At 73.0% G+C, this 14,640-nt stretch carries 10 protein-coding genes; 7 read left to right on the top strand and 3 right to left on the bottom strand.

Features of this window, described 5'->3' with window-relative positions:
• The first annotated feature begins 111 nt into the window (after nucleotides 1-111).
• Genes fxsT through IE294_RS40455 form a run of 3 tightly spaced genes read left to right on the top strand, consistent with a single transcriptional unit; the run spans nucleotide 112 to nucleotide 7,898 of the window.
• Nucleotides 112-5,574, top strand: a complete 5,463-nt coding sequence (gene fxsT, locus IE294_RS49185) for an FxSxx-COOH system tetratricopeptide repeat protein (protein ID WP_268252844.1) — start codon at nucleotides 112-114, stop codon at nucleotides 5,572-5,574.
• Nucleotides 5,575-5,580: 6 nt separating this feature from the next.
• Nucleotides 5,581-6,852, top strand: a complete 1,272-nt coding sequence (locus tag IE294_RS40460; protein ID WP_189894382.1) for a CHAT domain-containing protein — start codon at nucleotides 5,581-5,583, stop codon at nucleotides 6,850-6,852.
• Nucleotides 6,849-7,898, top strand: coding sequence for a hypothetical protein (locus IE294_RS40455; protein WP_229917846.1), 1,050 nt, complete (start codon nucleotides 6,849-6,851; stop codon nucleotides 7,896-7,898). The genes IE294_RS40460 and IE294_RS40455 overlap by 4 nt, the downstream gene beginning before the upstream one ends.
• On the opposite strand, the gene IE294_RS40450 is transcribed toward IE294_RS40455, so the two are convergent.
• A complete protein-coding gene (locus IE294_RS40450) occupies nucleotides 7,873-8,871 on the bottom strand; it encodes a helix-turn-helix transcriptional regulator (protein WP_189894381.1) in 999 nt (332 codons plus the stop codon). The two genes, IE294_RS40455 and IE294_RS40450, sit on opposite strands and share 26 nt — an antisense overlap.
• A 73-nt stretch (nucleotides 8,872-8,944) precedes the next feature.
• Here IE294_RS40450 and IE294_RS40445 point away from each other — a divergent pair, with 73 nt between their 5' ends.
• Together IE294_RS40445 and IE294_RS40440 are read left to right on the top strand one after the other, a co-directional pair.
• Nucleotides 8,945-9,334 carry a VOC family protein gene (locus tag IE294_RS40445; protein WP_189894380.1) on the top strand — a complete coding sequence of 130 codons (390 nt, stop codon included), beginning with the start codon at nucleotides 8,945-8,947 and terminating at the stop codon, nucleotides 9,332-9,334.
• Between the two features lie 80 nt (nucleotides 9,335-9,414).
• Nucleotides 9,415-10,239, top strand: a complete 825-nt coding sequence (locus IE294_RS40440) for a DUF4253 domain-containing protein (RefSeq protein WP_189894379.1) — start codon at nucleotides 9,415-9,417, stop codon at nucleotides 10,237-10,239.
• Between the two features lie 10 nt (nucleotides 10,240-10,249).
• Here the strand turns inward: IE294_RS40440 and IE294_RS40435 are convergent, their stop codons facing one another.
• Nucleotides 10,250-11,575 (bottom strand): transcriptional regulator, encoded by a 1,326-nt coding sequence (locus IE294_RS40435; RefSeq protein ID WP_189894378.1) that lies wholly within the window; start codon nucleotides 11,573-11,575, stop codon nucleotides 10,250-10,252.
• Nucleotides 11,576-11,764: 189 nt separating this feature from the next.
• Here IE294_RS40435 and IE294_RS40430 point away from each other — a divergent pair, with 189 nt between their 5' ends.
• Nucleotides 11,765-12,499, top strand: a complete 735-nt coding sequence (locus IE294_RS40430) for a DUF4232 domain-containing protein (RefSeq protein WP_189894397.1) — start codon at nucleotides 11,765-11,767, stop codon at nucleotides 12,497-12,499.
• Here IE294_RS40430 and hemB read toward each other — a convergent pair.
• The gene (gene hemB, locus IE294_RS40425; protein ID WP_189894377.1) at nucleotides 12,489-13,499 is read right to left on the bottom strand and encodes a porphobilinogen synthase; all 1,011 of its coding nucleotides are present in this window, start codon (nucleotides 13,497-13,499) and stop codon (nucleotides 12,489-12,491) included. The two genes, IE294_RS40430 and hemB, sit on opposite strands and share 11 nt — an antisense overlap.
• Nucleotides 13,500-13,764: 265 nt before the next feature.
• On the opposite strand from hemB, the gene IE294_RS40420 reads away from it, so the two are divergent.
• On the top strand, nucleotides 13,765-14,616 hold the full coding sequence (locus IE294_RS40420; protein ID WP_229917844.1) for a hypothetical protein: 852 nt from the start codon (nucleotides 13,765-13,767) through the stop codon (nucleotides 14,614-14,616).
• The last annotated feature ends 24 nt before the right edge of the window (nucleotides 14,617-14,640 follow it).

Genomic DNA, 14,640 nt, shown 5'->3' with positions numbered 1-14,640 from the left:
GGCGGTGGCATCGGGGGGCTCGTTGGTCGTGGTGATCTCGCCTGAGTTAGGTTCCGTTCGTCCCGGGACCTCCCTGTCGGTCGTGGACGGCCATCACATCCGATGGCCGCGATGATCACCGCCCAGGGCTCGCTGACCGCCGAGAACCTGCTGGGGCAGGCCGATGGGGCGACCGCCCTGTGGCGTGCGAAAGCGATCGACGCGGGCGGCAATCCGCATCTGGAAGAACGCGCGGTGGTGCTCCCCGCCGCGGCGAGGGCGGCCACTGCCTGGTTGTCCGCGCCCCCGGGGCTGCACAACCTTCCCGCCGCCAAGGACGGTCTGATCGGCCGGACGGACGCTCTGCGGGGGCTCCGTGAGTCGCTGACGTCCGGCGCGGGCGTCATCTGTCAGGCAGCGGCCGTCCACGGCCTCGGCGGTGTGGGCAAGACGACACTGGCCCTCCACTACGCGCACGCGCACCTCGGCGACTACTCGCTGGTGTGGTGGATCACCGCCGAGAGCGAGGAGCAGATCGCTTCGGCTCTCGCCGATCTGGCCGTCCGCGTCTACCCGGACTGGGCGCTGGGCGCCGGTGCCAGGGAGCGCACCGAGTGGGCCGTGAGGTGGCTGCAAGCCCACCCCGGCTGGCTGGTCGTCTACGACAACGTCAACGAGCCGCTCCACGTCAACCCGTACCTCAGCCGGCTCTTCGGTCACGGCCACCAGCTCGTCACGAGCCGCCGGCGAGCCGGATGGCGGGCGGGTACGCACCTGGTGAGCCTCGATGTGCTGTCCCCGCACCTGGCCGTCGACCTGCTGTGCACCGTGGCGTTCCCCGATCGCCGCCCGACCGCGGCGGAGCGGAGGCAGGCCGGTCTGCTGGCGTCGGACCTGGGGCATCTCCCCCTGGCCCTGGCACAGGCCGCGGCCTACGTGCGCGAGACCGGCACGTCCTTCGCCTCCTACCGCTCGAAGCTGGTCGCGACCGCGGGCGACGCACTGGAGACGACGGCACCGTCCGAGGGGCTGGACCGGGCCATCACGCAGATCTGGCGCACCAGTTCGCGAGCGATCGGCGAGCGCTGCCCGGTCGCTGTGGACCTGTTGATGGCACTGGCCTGGTACGCGCCCGAGGCGCTCCCGGTGCGGGTGCTCCTGTCGTTGGCGGACAGCGAGGCCGAGGCACGGACCGCCGTCGAGATGCTGGCCGACTACAACCTGGTCAGCGTGGCCGGGGACTCCGTCTCGCTGCACCGGCTGATGCAGAAGACCCTCCGTGCCGCGGCTTCCGTCAGGGCGGCCGACATCCGCGGTCGTGCCGAACGGGCCCTGGCCAGGGCGCTCCCCGACACGTCCGCCCTGGGCGGCGAGGCGGAGCGGGGAGTCTGGCAGCGGTGGCTTCCGCACGTGCAGGCGCTGGCGAAGACCGGGCCGTCGAGCACCCCCCGCCACGAAGTGACCGAGATGTACCGGCGCGCGGCCGACGAACTCGTCGCCCGTGAGCAGCATGTGCTGGCCATCCCCCTGGTCGAGCGCGTGGTCGAGAACCAGCTTCGGCTGCTGGCCCCGGACGACAGCGCCACCCTCGCCGACCAGGACCGTCTGGCCGAGCTGCACGCGAAGGCCGGTGACCCGGCCAAGGCCGTACGGCTGTGCCAGGAAGCCTTCCGCGACCGCTTGCGGTTGTCGGGCGGAGACGCGGCATCGACGCTGGCCGGCAGGCACAGGCTCGCGTACGCGTACCGGAAGGCCGGCGACGTGCTGGCCGCCGTGCGCGAGTTCGAGGCCGTGGTCGCGGACCGCCGGCGCGTCCTCGGTGACAACCACCCCGACACCCTCACCAGCCGCAACGACCTGGCCTACGCGCGTCAGATGGCAGGTCGCTACCGGCGTGCGGTGGAGGAGTTCGAGGCCGTGGTCGCGGACCGCCGGCGCGTCCTCGGCGACGACCACCCCGACACCCTCACCAGCCGCAACAACCTGGCCTACGCGCACCTCAGGGCCGGCGACCACCGGCTCGCACTGCGGCTGTACGAGCAGGCGGTGGCCGACCGGGAGCGGGTCCTGGGCGCCGACCATCCCGACACCCTGACGAGCAGGGGCTGGCTGGCCTCCGCCCATGAGGCGGCGGGCGACCGACAGCAGGCCGTCTCCCTGTACACGGCCCTGCGGGCCCAGCGCGGACGTATCCAGGGCGAGGACCATCCGGAAACGCTGAAGACCCGCCAGAGCCTGGCGTACGCCCTGATGGACGCCAAGGGCCCCGCCGCGGCCCTCCCGGAGTTCGCGTCCCTGGCCGAGGACAGTGAACGGTGCCAGGGCCCCGACCATCCCGACACGCTCGACTACCGTGAGGACATCGCCTACGCCCACCGGGTCCTCGCGGACTACGCGCAGGCGCTCGCGGAGTACGAGCACCTGGTCGAGGACTACGCCAGGGTCCGGGGCCCGGAGCACCCCGAGACACTGTCCACCCGCAACGCCCTCGCCTACGCCCGGCAGCTGGCCGGGGACCACCCCAGGGCGATCGTGGAGCTCCAGGACCTCCTCGACGACCGCACCCGTGTCCAGGGGGAGGACCACCTCGCCACACTGACCGCCGCCGAGAACCTCGCCTACGCGTACCAGGCCGCTTCCGAGTACGACCAGGCCATCGCCCTGTACGAGCGCGTCCTGCGCGACCGGACCCGGATCATGGGTGACGACCACCCCCGGGTCCTCGACACGCGGTGGAGCCTGGCCCGCTGCCGTCAGCTGGCGGGTTTCCCGGAGCGTGCCGTTTCCGAACTCCGCGCCTTGGTGGCGGACCAGGTGCGCGTCCTGGGCCCCGGGCACCGGGACGTGTACCTCACGCGCCGGGCGCTGGGCGGGGCGCACTCCGCCGCCGAGGACCACGCCACGGCGATCAGCCTGTACCGGGAGCTCCTCGAAGAGATGGAGCGGGCGCTGGGCGCGGATCACCAGGACGTCCTCAACACCAGGGGCTGGCTCGCCGAGGCGTATCGGCTGGCCGGCGAGTACTACCGTTCGGTCTCCGCGTGGGAGGCACTCGTCGCGGACCGTCGGCGGGTCCAGGGAGCCGACCACCCCTCTGTGCTGGAGGCCAGGCACCAGCTGGCCTGGTCGCTGCGGTCCGCCTGCGAATACCGGCGCGCGATCGAGATCCAGGAGGACGTCCTGAGGGACCGCGTCCGGCTCCACGGCGCGGACAGCCGGATCACACTGATCGCACGCAACGAGGTGGCGCTCGGCCACAAGTACGCGGGTCATCACCAGCGCGCGATCGACGGGTTCGCCTCGCTCCTGGCCGATTACCGGCGGGTGTTCGGCGAAGACCATCCCGACACCCTCGTGGTCTGGGCGAACCTCGCCCACGCGTACGCGGCGGCCGAGCGCCACGGTGAGGCCAGGTCCCTGTTCGAGGACGTGATCAGCCGGTGGACCCGCCTCAAGGGAGAGGATCACCCGCAGACGCTGGACGCCCGTCGAAGCCTCGCCCAGTCGTACGGGGACGCCGAGGAGTACCGGCTCGCGCTCGCCGAGTTCGAGGCGATCTGGACCGCCCGGACACGGCTGAACGGAGCCGACCACCCCGACACCCTCGACGCCCTCGACGATCTGGCCGCCGCCTGCCGTGACGCGGGCGAGTACCAGCGGGCGGCGCTTCTGTCCCAGCGGATCGTCGACGACTGGGGGCGGCTGCGGCACCCGGACCATCCCAGGACGTTGCTCGCCCGCAGGTGGCTGGCCCTCGCGCACCAACTGGCAGAGGAACACAGCCGGGCCATCGCCGAGTCCGAAGCGCTCGTGGCGGACCGCGAACGCGTCCAGGGCCCCCTCCACCTGGCCACGATCGTCGCCGGGGAGAACCTCGCCAACGCCTGCCGGAGCGCGGGCGAACACGAACGGGCCGTCCGGGTCCGCGAGCACTGGCTGGCCCGGCGGCTCCAGGTCCAGGAACACGACCACCCCCAAGTCCTCACCTCACGGCACTGGCTGGCCCGCACACGGCTCGACGCCGACGACTTCGCCGGCGCCCTGCGCGATGCCGTGGCAGTGGTGGCGGACCTGGAACGCACACTGGGGGCCTCCCACCTCGACACGCTCAACGCCCGGCTCTCCCTCGCCCTGGTGCGTCAGCAATCGGGCGAGACCGCGGAGGCCATCCGGCTGTCCGAACGGCTCGTCGACGACTGCGTCCGCTTCCTGGGACCTGATCACCCGCTGACGTTCACGGCACGGGGCAGGCTCGCGTTCGCCCACCGCGCGGCCGGGCACTTCGCCCGGTCCGTCCGGCTCCAGCGGGAACGGCTGGCCGATCTCTTACGGGTGCGGGACGCCGACCACCCCAGCGTGCTCAGCGCACGCGACGCGCTCACCCGGGTCCTCCGGCTCAGCGGTGCCTACAAGGAGGCCGTGGGCGAACTGGACTCGCTGGTCGCCGACGGCTTCCGGCTGCACAGTCCCCTGCACCCCAGTACCGTCGAATGGCGAGTGGACCTGGCCTTCGCGTGCCGGGACGCGGGTGATCACTGGCGGGCGATCGCGGTCATGGAGGAGTTGCTCCGCGACTGCCGTACCGTCCTGGCGGAGGACCACCCCACGACCCTGCACGCCCGCGCCCGTCTCGCGCTGCTGGCCACCGAGTTCGGCCCGCCGAGGCGAGCGGTGGCCCAGTTCGAACGGCTCGTCGAGGACGCGGCGAGGGTGTACGGCCCCCGCCATCGCGTCCCGCTCCAGTTACGGGACCACTTGGCCTACGCGCTGCTCCAGGCGGACGACCCCGAGGGGGCCCTCGCCGTCCAGCGGGCGTCGCTCGCCGACCGGGCCCGGCTGCTGGAACACTCGGGGTTCCCCAGCACTCCCGAGGGCATCGCCGAGGCTCACCGGCGAGCGGCGGACGGCAGCGCCGACGACCGTGCCAGGTCGGTCGTCATGGTGTGCCTGGAACGTGCCGACGACGGCTGTCCCACCTGGACGGAGAGTCTGGCCCGCGCGATGGCCGAAGCGGGCGACGCCGAAGGAGCCGAACGGCTGCTGCGGGCGGTACACGCCGGACGCGAACACGTCCTCGGCCCCGACGCTCCGGAGACGCTGGACAGCCTGACCATGCTGGCGTTCGTCCGCGCGGAGGCGGAACAGCACGACGCGGAGCCGTCCCACGACGAGTTGCTGACGCGCTGGGAGCGGGTGCTCGGGCCGGACCACCCACGCCTGGAGGCGCTCCGCGCCCAGCTGGCCCGGCTGCGGCCCGCCTGGCTGCCGCGCATGACCCTCCTGGACGACCCGGGCGTCGGAACCGAAGCGGCCATCGAGGTGTGGCTGGAACGCTCCGGGGGCACGGCGGCGCCCGAACTGCCGCCGCTGCTGTTGGTGGCGGGAGCGCGCACGGCAGCGGTGATCGAGCCGGCCGCGCAGGAATACACGGCCGGGGGCGAGCCGGCCCGGTTCGGCTTCACCGCCAAGGAACCCGGCGCGCACCGGCTTCGGTTCACCGTCTACGACCAGGAGTACGGCTTCGTGCTACAGGACCTGGAGGCGACCGTCCACGTCCCCGCACCCCCTGTCCCGAGTTCCCCGGGGAGAGACTGACCGACCATGCCCCAGGACCTGACCGTCGACATACGCAGCAATCCCTCGCTCGACTACACGGTGCTGCCACGGCAGCGCACCGGCTCGGACAAGAACCCGTCGCGCAGTGAACCGCTGGATCTCAGCGTCGTGCTGCGCCAGGTCCACGGAGGCGACCTCGATCTGCTGGTCCTGGGATCGGCTGTGCCCCGGGTGCGCACCCGGTCGCCTCGTGCCTCCCTGTCCATCACGGCCCCGACCCTGGTGCGCAAGGCCGCGAGACTGCGGACGATGTGGCGGGACCGCCTGGTCTGCCACACGGAGACGATCGACGGAGAGGTCCGCTACCCGCTCGCCGAGTCCGCGGACCTGTCCGCGCACGCCGGTCTGATGGACCGGTTGACGGGCGAGATGGCCGAGGAGGGCGCCTACCTGCTCGACTGCCTGCTCGGCGGCGACACCCACGAGGAGCGCTCGCTGCGGGCCCTCTTCACGGACATCCTGGGCGGCGAGCGGTCGCTGCGGATCAGCTTCGACTCGGACATCTATCTGCCCTGGCCCATGCTCTCCCTGGACCCGAGGGACCACGGCGGGCCGTGGGGCTCCTTCCTCGGCCACCGTCACCAGATCGAACAGACCGGCGGCACCTGGCCGGAGTACGACTTCCCCTGGGGCGCCCGGGCCCAGGCGATCACCAGCCTCAACACCGACACCCAGCTGGACTCGGTCGGCAGAGCACCCGACGTGCGCAAACTGCTGGAGGAACGCTCCCGGCTGACCGTGCGCACCGAGGCCGGCCCGCTCCTGGAAGCGTTGTCCGGTGCGCATTTCGACGAGGACCTCATGTACTTCTGGTGCCACGGTCATTTCGTCGACAACGGTTCGCCCCATCCGCACCTGGTGCTCCGGCTCTCCGACGAGCAGCACATCGACGCCGACAGCATCGAACTCAGGCGCAGGCGCATCGACTACACCGCGCGCACCCGCTTCAAGCCGTTCGTCCTGCTCAACGCCTGCCACGCGGGACAGCCGGCTGCCGCTCCCCAGTTGGAACACCTCGGCCAGGCCCTCATCAAGTTCGGGGCCGACGGTGTGCTGGGACCGCAGATCGAGATACCCCAGGACTTCGCGAGCGAGTACGCGTACGAGTTCCTGAACCTCTACCTGAGCGGGAACCACACGGCCGGAGAGATCAGCCTGCAACTGGTGCGCCGTTTCGCCGAGGGCTTCCGCAACCCCCTCGCCCTCACCTACTCGCTGCACTGCGGCCTCGACAGCAGACTGGACCTCTCCTCGTGACCCGCACGCCGGCGGACCCCAGGCCCCTGCCACGGCCCGCGGAGATCGACCTGGACGAACAGGGCAGGATCCAGGTTCCGGGCACCCGCGTGCCGGTACCGGCCCCGAGGGTCCGCGAGCATCTGGAACGCCATCTGCGGATCCCCGCCTGGGCGAGCGACATCTACGTGTACGTCCACGGCTGGCAGACCGCCCCCGGCACGGCGACCCAGACCGCGGCGCGGCTGCTGCGGCACGCGCTGGACCTGCGGTCCGCCCGGCCAGGACGGTATCCGGGCGTGACCGCGGGCTACCGGCCCTGGTGCGTGGTGGTCCGCTGGCCCTCCTCCAGCCTGCCCTCCTTGCGGGGCTACCGCAGGATCCGGGACCGGGCGCACGCGATGAGCGCCCAGGGCGCCGGCCAGGCGCCCTACGTACTCGCCCACCTGCTCGGCTACCTGGACGACCGGCGCGCCCATCCGGCCCACCCCTCGGTCCTGGCCAACCGCGCGGGGCAGTACCTGCACCTCGTGGGACATTCCTTCGGCGGACGGTTCCTCTGCGAGGCGGTGCAGCGGGCGGCCGAACGACCGCCGCGCCCCCCTGTCCTCGGCTGGAGCACCCCCCGCGACCCCCGGCAGCCCTTCACGGTCGACAGCATGCTGATCTTCCAGATGGCCGCTCCCCGCGACGCGTTCCTCCGCCACTTCCCCAGGCTGTTCCCCTCCGGGGAGACCCTGGGCGCGCCGCTGCGGGGGCCGCTCGTCCTGACGCATTCCCGCTGGGACCGGGCCACGGGCTTCTGGCACCTGCGCGCGGAGGGAGCCCCCGGCATCGGGCACTCCGGTGCCGGCGCCGCTCCGGTGCCCCCGTTCCCCACCCGGCTGCTCCCCACGGACGCCGTGTATCCGCAGCAGGCACTGGACCACCGCATCGTCAACGTGGACGCCGGCTGGCTCTACCGGGGCGGCAGGCTCACCCGCCTTGCCCCCGCGGGCGCCCACTCGGACTTCCAGCGGGCCGAGTCCGCCCACCTGTTGCTCACACTGGCGGAACGCTCCCGCTGACGCCCGCCGGCCGTGCCGGTTCCGGGGCCGCGTTCTCCTCGGCGAGCTCCCGCGCCCGCCGCGCCAGTGCCTCCCGTACGGCGGCCGGGGCGAGGACGCGCAGGGGGGTGGCGAGGCCCAGCAGGTAGCGGGCGAGGCCGTCCGGGTCCGGGCCGCCGATGTCCACGAGGGTGGCGTCCGGGCCGTCGGCGCGGTGGGTGCCGACGGTGGGGGGTACGACCCGCAGCGCGTCCGCCATGGGCAGCGGCAGCCGGATGGTGGCCGACATCGGGTAGGGGCCGTTGGCGGTGTTGCGGGAGACGAGGTGGGCCGGGTCCGGTGGGTCGGTGATCTCCACGGGCCGGCCGGTGGGCTGGAGCCGTTCGACCCGGTCGGCCCGGAAGGTCCGCCAGCCCCGGGCGACGTCCCGGGCGACGAAGTACCAGCGCCGGCCGGTGTGGACGAGCCGGTAGGGATCGACGTCGCGGACCGTGTGCCGGTCCTGTCCGTCGCGGTACGACAGCCGGGCCCGCTCACCGCGCCGGCAGGCGGCGGCCAGCTCCAGCAGCATGCCGGGCCGGATGCGTGGCTCTTCGGGCCAGTCGAGCCGTACGAGGGCGTCGTCCCACTCCGCCAGCCGCTCGGCGATCCGGGGCGGCAGCACCTGCCGCAGCTTCAGCAGCGCGGACAGGGCCGCCTGGTCGCCGCCCAGCGCGCCGCCGAGTGCCGCCTCCCGCAGCCCCACCGCCACGGCCAGCGCCTCCTCGTCGTCCAGGATGAGCGGAGGCACCCGCGAGCCCGCCCGGAGCCGGTAACCGCCCCAGGGACCGGCGTCGGAGTCGACGGTGTACCCGAGTTCCCGCAGCCTGGCGATGTCCCGCCGGACCGTGCGGTCGGTGACGGCCATGCGCCCGGCCAGCTCGGCACAGGTCCAGGAGGGCCGGGCGGCGAGCAGCGCGAGCAGGCGGAGCAGGCGGGCGGAGGCGCTGAGCACGGGCGGAAGTCTTCCACATGGGTCCGCACGACCAGGACCGTATCTGTCCGGGTCATGTCCTACGGTCGTCCCCATGAGCACAGACACCGCTTCCGCACCCGTCTTCCGCTACGCCGCCGTCACCTTCGACTGCGCCGACCCGGTCGAACTGTCCCGTTTCTACGGCGGGATGTTCGGCCTCTCCGTCGCCTACACCTCCGACGACTTCGTCTTCCTGGGCGGCAAGGACGGCGCGCCGGGCCTGGGCTTCAACCGCCTGGCCGACTACCGCCGCCCCACCTGGCCGGACCCGGCCCAGGAGAAGCAGGCCCACATCGAGGTGGGTGTGGACGACCTGGACACGGCCGAGGAGCGGCTGCTGAAGCTGGGCGCGACCAAGCCGGAGGTCCAGCCGCAGCCGGACCGCTGGCGGGTCCTGCTGGACCCGGCGGGGCACCCGTTCTGCATCACGACCCTGGTCTGACACCGGGTCGGACGCCCGGCCCGCCACGGCGACCGCGCAGCTCAACGGCGTTGTCAGTGGCGGGCTTTACAGTCACCGGTATGGCGACTCTTCCCAACCCGCTGCCCAAGCTGGCCACCGACCCCAGTGGGCGTTCCCTCGGCCTCCGGCTGCCGCCCGGCAGGCTGGTGGACGAGACGGACGACGGCCCCTGGCACGAGCCCCTGCTGTGGCACGCGGAGAAGCCCTCCTCGCCCGGCACCTGGAAGGCGCTGGGTGCGCCGGCGTCCCGTGCCGGGCTGCTGCCGGTGCTGGTGGACCTGGCCGGCTGCCGGGCCGGGGTCGAGGACTGGGTGCTGCTGCCGGGCGAGGCGTCGTACCCGGGGGACCACGAGGCCGAGGAGGTGCTGTCGGAGTACTGGACGGAGGAGACCGACGGGTACGCCGGCGAGGAGATCGAGCCGTTCGGCGTCCAGTGGCCGGGGCTCGCGTCCGCCGGGCTCCTGGCCGCCGATCCGGGGAGCCGGGCCGCGCAGGTCGCCGACGCGCTGCACCAGGACCTGAGCACATGGGCCGAGTGGGTGGAGGAGCCGCACCTCGCCCTCGTACCGGCCCGCCGGTCCGCCGACATACCGGCGGCGATCGGCTGGACCGGCACCCTGGACCACGACGGCGACGTGGCCCGGGTCTGCGCGGTGCTGCGGTCGTGGGAGGACCGGTTCGGGGTCCGGGTGGTGGCGCTCGGGCCGGACGCCCTGGTGGTGTCCGTCGCGGCGCCGCCCACCGCCCTCGACGCCGCCGAGGTGCTGGCCGCCGAGCACTACGCCCTGTGCCCGAACGCCGTGGTGCAGAGCGGCCCGGGGAGTGTGGGGGCGTACGCCAAGGAGCTGGTCGGCGCCACGAGCTGGTCCTTCTGGTGGGAGTGAACCGGCGGCGTCAGTTCGCCTCCGACGCCGGTCCCCATTGCTCGCCGCCGAGGGGGAAGGCATACGCGGGCCGGCCGTTGTTGCCGCTGGTGCGGAACGGCCGGCCGGCGTCGTCGACCACCAGCGTGCCGTGCCGGTCCCCGCTGGACCAGGACAGCTCCAGGTACCAGCTGACGTCGTAGGCGGACGCGTCCGCGGTGACGTAGAAGACCTCGGGGTCGGACCGGCTCACCTTGAACGGGAAGTCCCGGCTCCCGGCCTCCGGTACGGGCGCGGGGCGCATCGCGTCCAGGGCGACGGTGAAGGAGTGGGTCGGCACACCGCCGCCGCAGCCGACGCCGGGATAGCCCATGGCGTAGTCGTTCCAGGCGAGCGGGGACCGCTTGCCCGCCATGCGCACGGACAGCTTCTCCAGGACGACGGTCTCCTCGCCGGTGCCCTGCACGGTGAAGGTGACGAACTGCTCCCCCGCCGAGACCGCCTTGTGCACGTCCACCCAGGCGGGCGCGTCCTGCTCCAGTGGCGGCGGGGCGACGGCGGTGGGCGGCCGGTCGATCAGGTAGTGCTGGGAGCAGGGGCTCTCCCAGCTGAAGGGGTGCGTGGTGACCGTGAGGGGCGGGGCGGCCGTCGTCCGGTCGGTCGTGGCGGCGGCCGAGCCGCCCGCCGGGGATCCGCTGCGGGCGGCGGGGGCCTCGGGTGAGGGGGAGGCCGAGCGGGTGGCGGACCGGTGCGGCGCCGGGCTCCCGGCCGTCGGCACCGGCGACGCGCTGTCCCGGGCGGCGGCTGACCAGGTGGCCGCGGCGCCCTTGGCGTCCCGGCCGTCCCGCTCTCCGTCCCCGGAGTGCCCGGGGGGCAGGTTCAGTACGACCGCCACGGTGCCGAGCAGCGCGGTGACGGTCAGGGCGGCGAGGAGAGCGGCGGGACGGCGGCGCCCGGCGGGCACCGCCGCCACCGGCTGGGCTTCAGGTCCGGCCGACGGGGCCCGCACCGCCTCGGGCTCAGGCTCAGGTCCGGCCACGGGCACCGGCTCAGGTGCGGGTTCAGCCACCGGCTCCGTCACCGTCACCGGCGACGGCTCCTTCCGTCCCCGCCACGCGTCCGCCAGCACCCACCGCCGGTGCAGCTCCACGAGTTCCTCGGGCGTGGCCTTGCACAGCCGGGCGAGCCGCTCCACGGGCGCGTAGTCCGCCGGTACGGCGTCCCCGTTGCAGTACCGGTGGAGCGTCGACGTACTCATGTGCAGCCGCTTGGCGAGCGTGCCGTAGCTGTGCCCGGAGCGGTCCTTCAACTCCCGCAACAGCTCGGCGAAACCGCTCTCGGACGTGCCTCCCGACACCGTTTCTCCGTCCCCCTCGTCCCACCCCGGCGTTCCAGGGAGGGACTGTTCCCGCAGGTCAAAGCCGGTGTGGGCGTTCCAGCGTCCCGGATTCCCGGCCGCTGCTGGCCGCCGGGACGGACCCGCCCACAGGCTGAGGTCATCCAAGCACGCCAACCGGCCCAGCCCGAAAGAGGACTTGCCATGCGAATGCGCCATATCCGTCTGCTCGCCGCCACCGGCACCGCCGTCGCCGCCCTCGCGCTCACGGCGTGCGGCGGCAACGGGACCGGCACCGAGGACGAGGGCGCCGCCCTGTCGACGACCCCCACGACGTCGGCGGAGAAGGCCGCGTCGGAGAAGGCCGCGTCGAAGACGCCCCAGGCCGGCACCGGCGGCCGTACGGCGAACGGCACGCCCGTGGCCCGTACCCACACACCCGACGCACGGCCGAGCGCCTCCCCCGCCCCGCGCGGCGCCCAGGGCGGCACCGGCACCTCCGGCGGCTCCGGCACCTCCGTGGTGCTGTGCAACGGCGCGAACACGACCGTCACCGCGCAGCCGCTCGCCCGGCCCATCAACCACATGCTCATCACCGTGAAGAACACCGGCGGCAGGACCTGCGAGCTGCCGTACTACCCGGTGCTCCGCTTCGACCAGATGCAGTGGGTGCCGCAGGCGGACCGGGACACCCAGCCGCAGGCCGTGGTGTCCCTGGCGCCCGGCGAGTCGGGGTACGCGGGTGTGCTGCTGTCGGCCGCCGACGGCAGCGGCACCGGCGGGGCGACGGCCCGCAAGCTGACCGTGGGCTTCCAGGGCCTCAGCCCGAACAGCAGCGGCGGCCCGTCCGCGACGCCGTCCCTGCCGGCCAAGGGCGTCTACTACGACAGCTCGCTGAAGGTGACGTACTGGCAGCAGGAGATGGACGACGCCCTCAACTGGTGAACGGGGAACGGCGCAGCTTCTGGGCCACCTCGGTGGCCCAGTAGGTGAGGATGTTGCGCGCCCCGGCCCGCTTGATGCCGGTCAGGGACTCGAAGATCGCCCGGTCCCGGTCGATCCAGCCCTTCTCGGCGGCGGCCTCGATCATCGAGTACTCGCCGGAGATCTGGTAGGCGGCGACGGGCACGTCCACGGCGTCCGCGACCCGGGCGAGGACGTCGAGGTAGGGACCGGCCGGCTTGACCATCACCATGTCGGCGCCCTCGGTGAGGTCCAGCTCCAGTTCCCGCAGGGACTCGCGCCAGTTGGCCGGATCCTGCTGGTAGGTCTTGCGGTCGCCCTGGAGCGAGGAGGCGACGGCCTCGCGGAAGGGGCCGTAGAAGGCCGAGGAGTACTTGGCGGTGTAGGCGAGGATCGCGACGTCCTCGCGGCCGATCTGGTCCAGCGCGTCCCGGACGACGCCGATCTGGCCGTCCATCATCCCGCTGGGGCCGACGACATGGGCGCCGGCGTCGGCCTGCACCTGGGCCATCTCGGCGTACCGCTCCAGGGTGGCGTCGTTGTCGACGCGCCCCTCGGCGTCCAGCACCCCGCAGTGCCCGTGGTCGGTGAACTCGTCCAGGCACAGGTCGGACATGACGAGCAGGTCGTCGCCGACCTCGGCCCGGACGTCCCGGAGGGCGACCTGGAGGATCCCGTCCGGATCGGTGCCGACGGTGCCCTGGGCGTCCTTCTTGGCCTCCTCCGGCACGCCGAACAGCATGATCGCGGAGATCCCGGCCTCCACGGCCTCCAGCGCGGCCTTCTTCAGGCTGTCCCGGGTGTGCTGCACGACGCCGGGCATCGCCGCGACCGGCACCGGCTCGCTGACGCCCTCCCGGATGAACGCCGGGAGGATGAGGTCGGCGGGGTGCAGCCGGGTCTCGGCGACCATGCGGCGCATGACGGGGGTGGTGCGCAACCGTCGGGGACGCGTACCGGGGAAGGATCCGTACTTCGTCATGCCCCCTACGCTACGCCCGCCGGGCCTGCGCCTTTGCCGACGCGGTGTCGGGCCGGGAGGGGCGGTCCGGGACCCTCTCGGCCCGACACCGCTCACCTGACCGACGCCTCGCGCGCACCGGTGCCGCAGCGGGCAGCGGCCACGGGTGACACGCGGTCACACCGCTGTGACATGGACCCGACGATTCCGGAACGCGTGATCTTTAGGGTTGTTTCCGCTGGTCAGAGCAGCCAGCCGCCAGAAGCCGAATCCGCCAGGAGCAGCCATGCGTACCGCACTCCGTACCGCCCTCGCCGCCGTCGCCCTCGTCGGTGCCACCACTGCTTCCATGGTCCCGGCCACTGCCGCCACCTCACCCGCTCCGGCCGGCAGCAGCGCCTGCGTCGCCGCCACGACCATCCCCTCCGTCTACGGCGGCGGCATGAAGGTCCGGCTCGTCGGCAGCGCCGACAACGGCGCCTCCGCCACGCTGCTGGACGCCAAGGGCCACGCCGTCGCGACGGTGGACCAGAGCAGGCCCACCGACCTGGCCGACGGACTGAAGATCACCGGAGTGCTCTCCGCCAAGCCCGTCTTCGGCCAGCGCAGCCAGGGCGGCACCACACCCTGGCAGTCCACGCCCTTCCCGGCCCTGTCCGCCGACTGCACCCTGCACGGCACGCTCTCCCGCACCCTGCGCCTCGACGCACGTACGACCGCCCAGATCTTCAAGGTCTCCGCCGACCACCACCAGGCCCGCGTCTTCCAAGGCGGCAGGCTGGTGCGCTTCCTCGACGCGCACTCCCGCGCCGGCGCCGCTCTGTTCGGCAACCGCACGCTGGTGCTCGACCCGGTCGGCGGGACCGTCGGCTGGACCGGCGCCGAGACCGCCGCCAGCCCCCGGCCGGGCCGCTACAGGCTGGCCAACGGCGCGATCGTCGAGCTCGTCAGGCACAAGGGTGTCTACGGGGCGCGGCTGACCACCAGCCACGGCACGTTCCCCGTCTCGTACGCCAAGGGCCGCCCGGTCGTCCTCCAGGACGACGTCACCCTGGTCGTCCTGGGCGCCGACGGCACCCTCAGCAACCACATCTACGGCAAGTCCACCCAGAAGGCACCGGTCTATCTGGGCGCCTGAGCCCTGACCGAAGACGGCCGTAGG

The sequence above is a fragment of the Streptomyces canarius genome, from assembly GCF_014650735.1.
Taxonomy (GTDB): domain Bacteria; phylum Actinomycetota; class Actinomycetes; order Streptomycetales; family Streptomycetaceae; genus Streptomyces; species Streptomyces olivaceoviridis.
The sequence above is the reverse complement of the archived record's forward strand: the minus strand, read 5'-3'. Positions and strand labels throughout refer to the sequence as shown.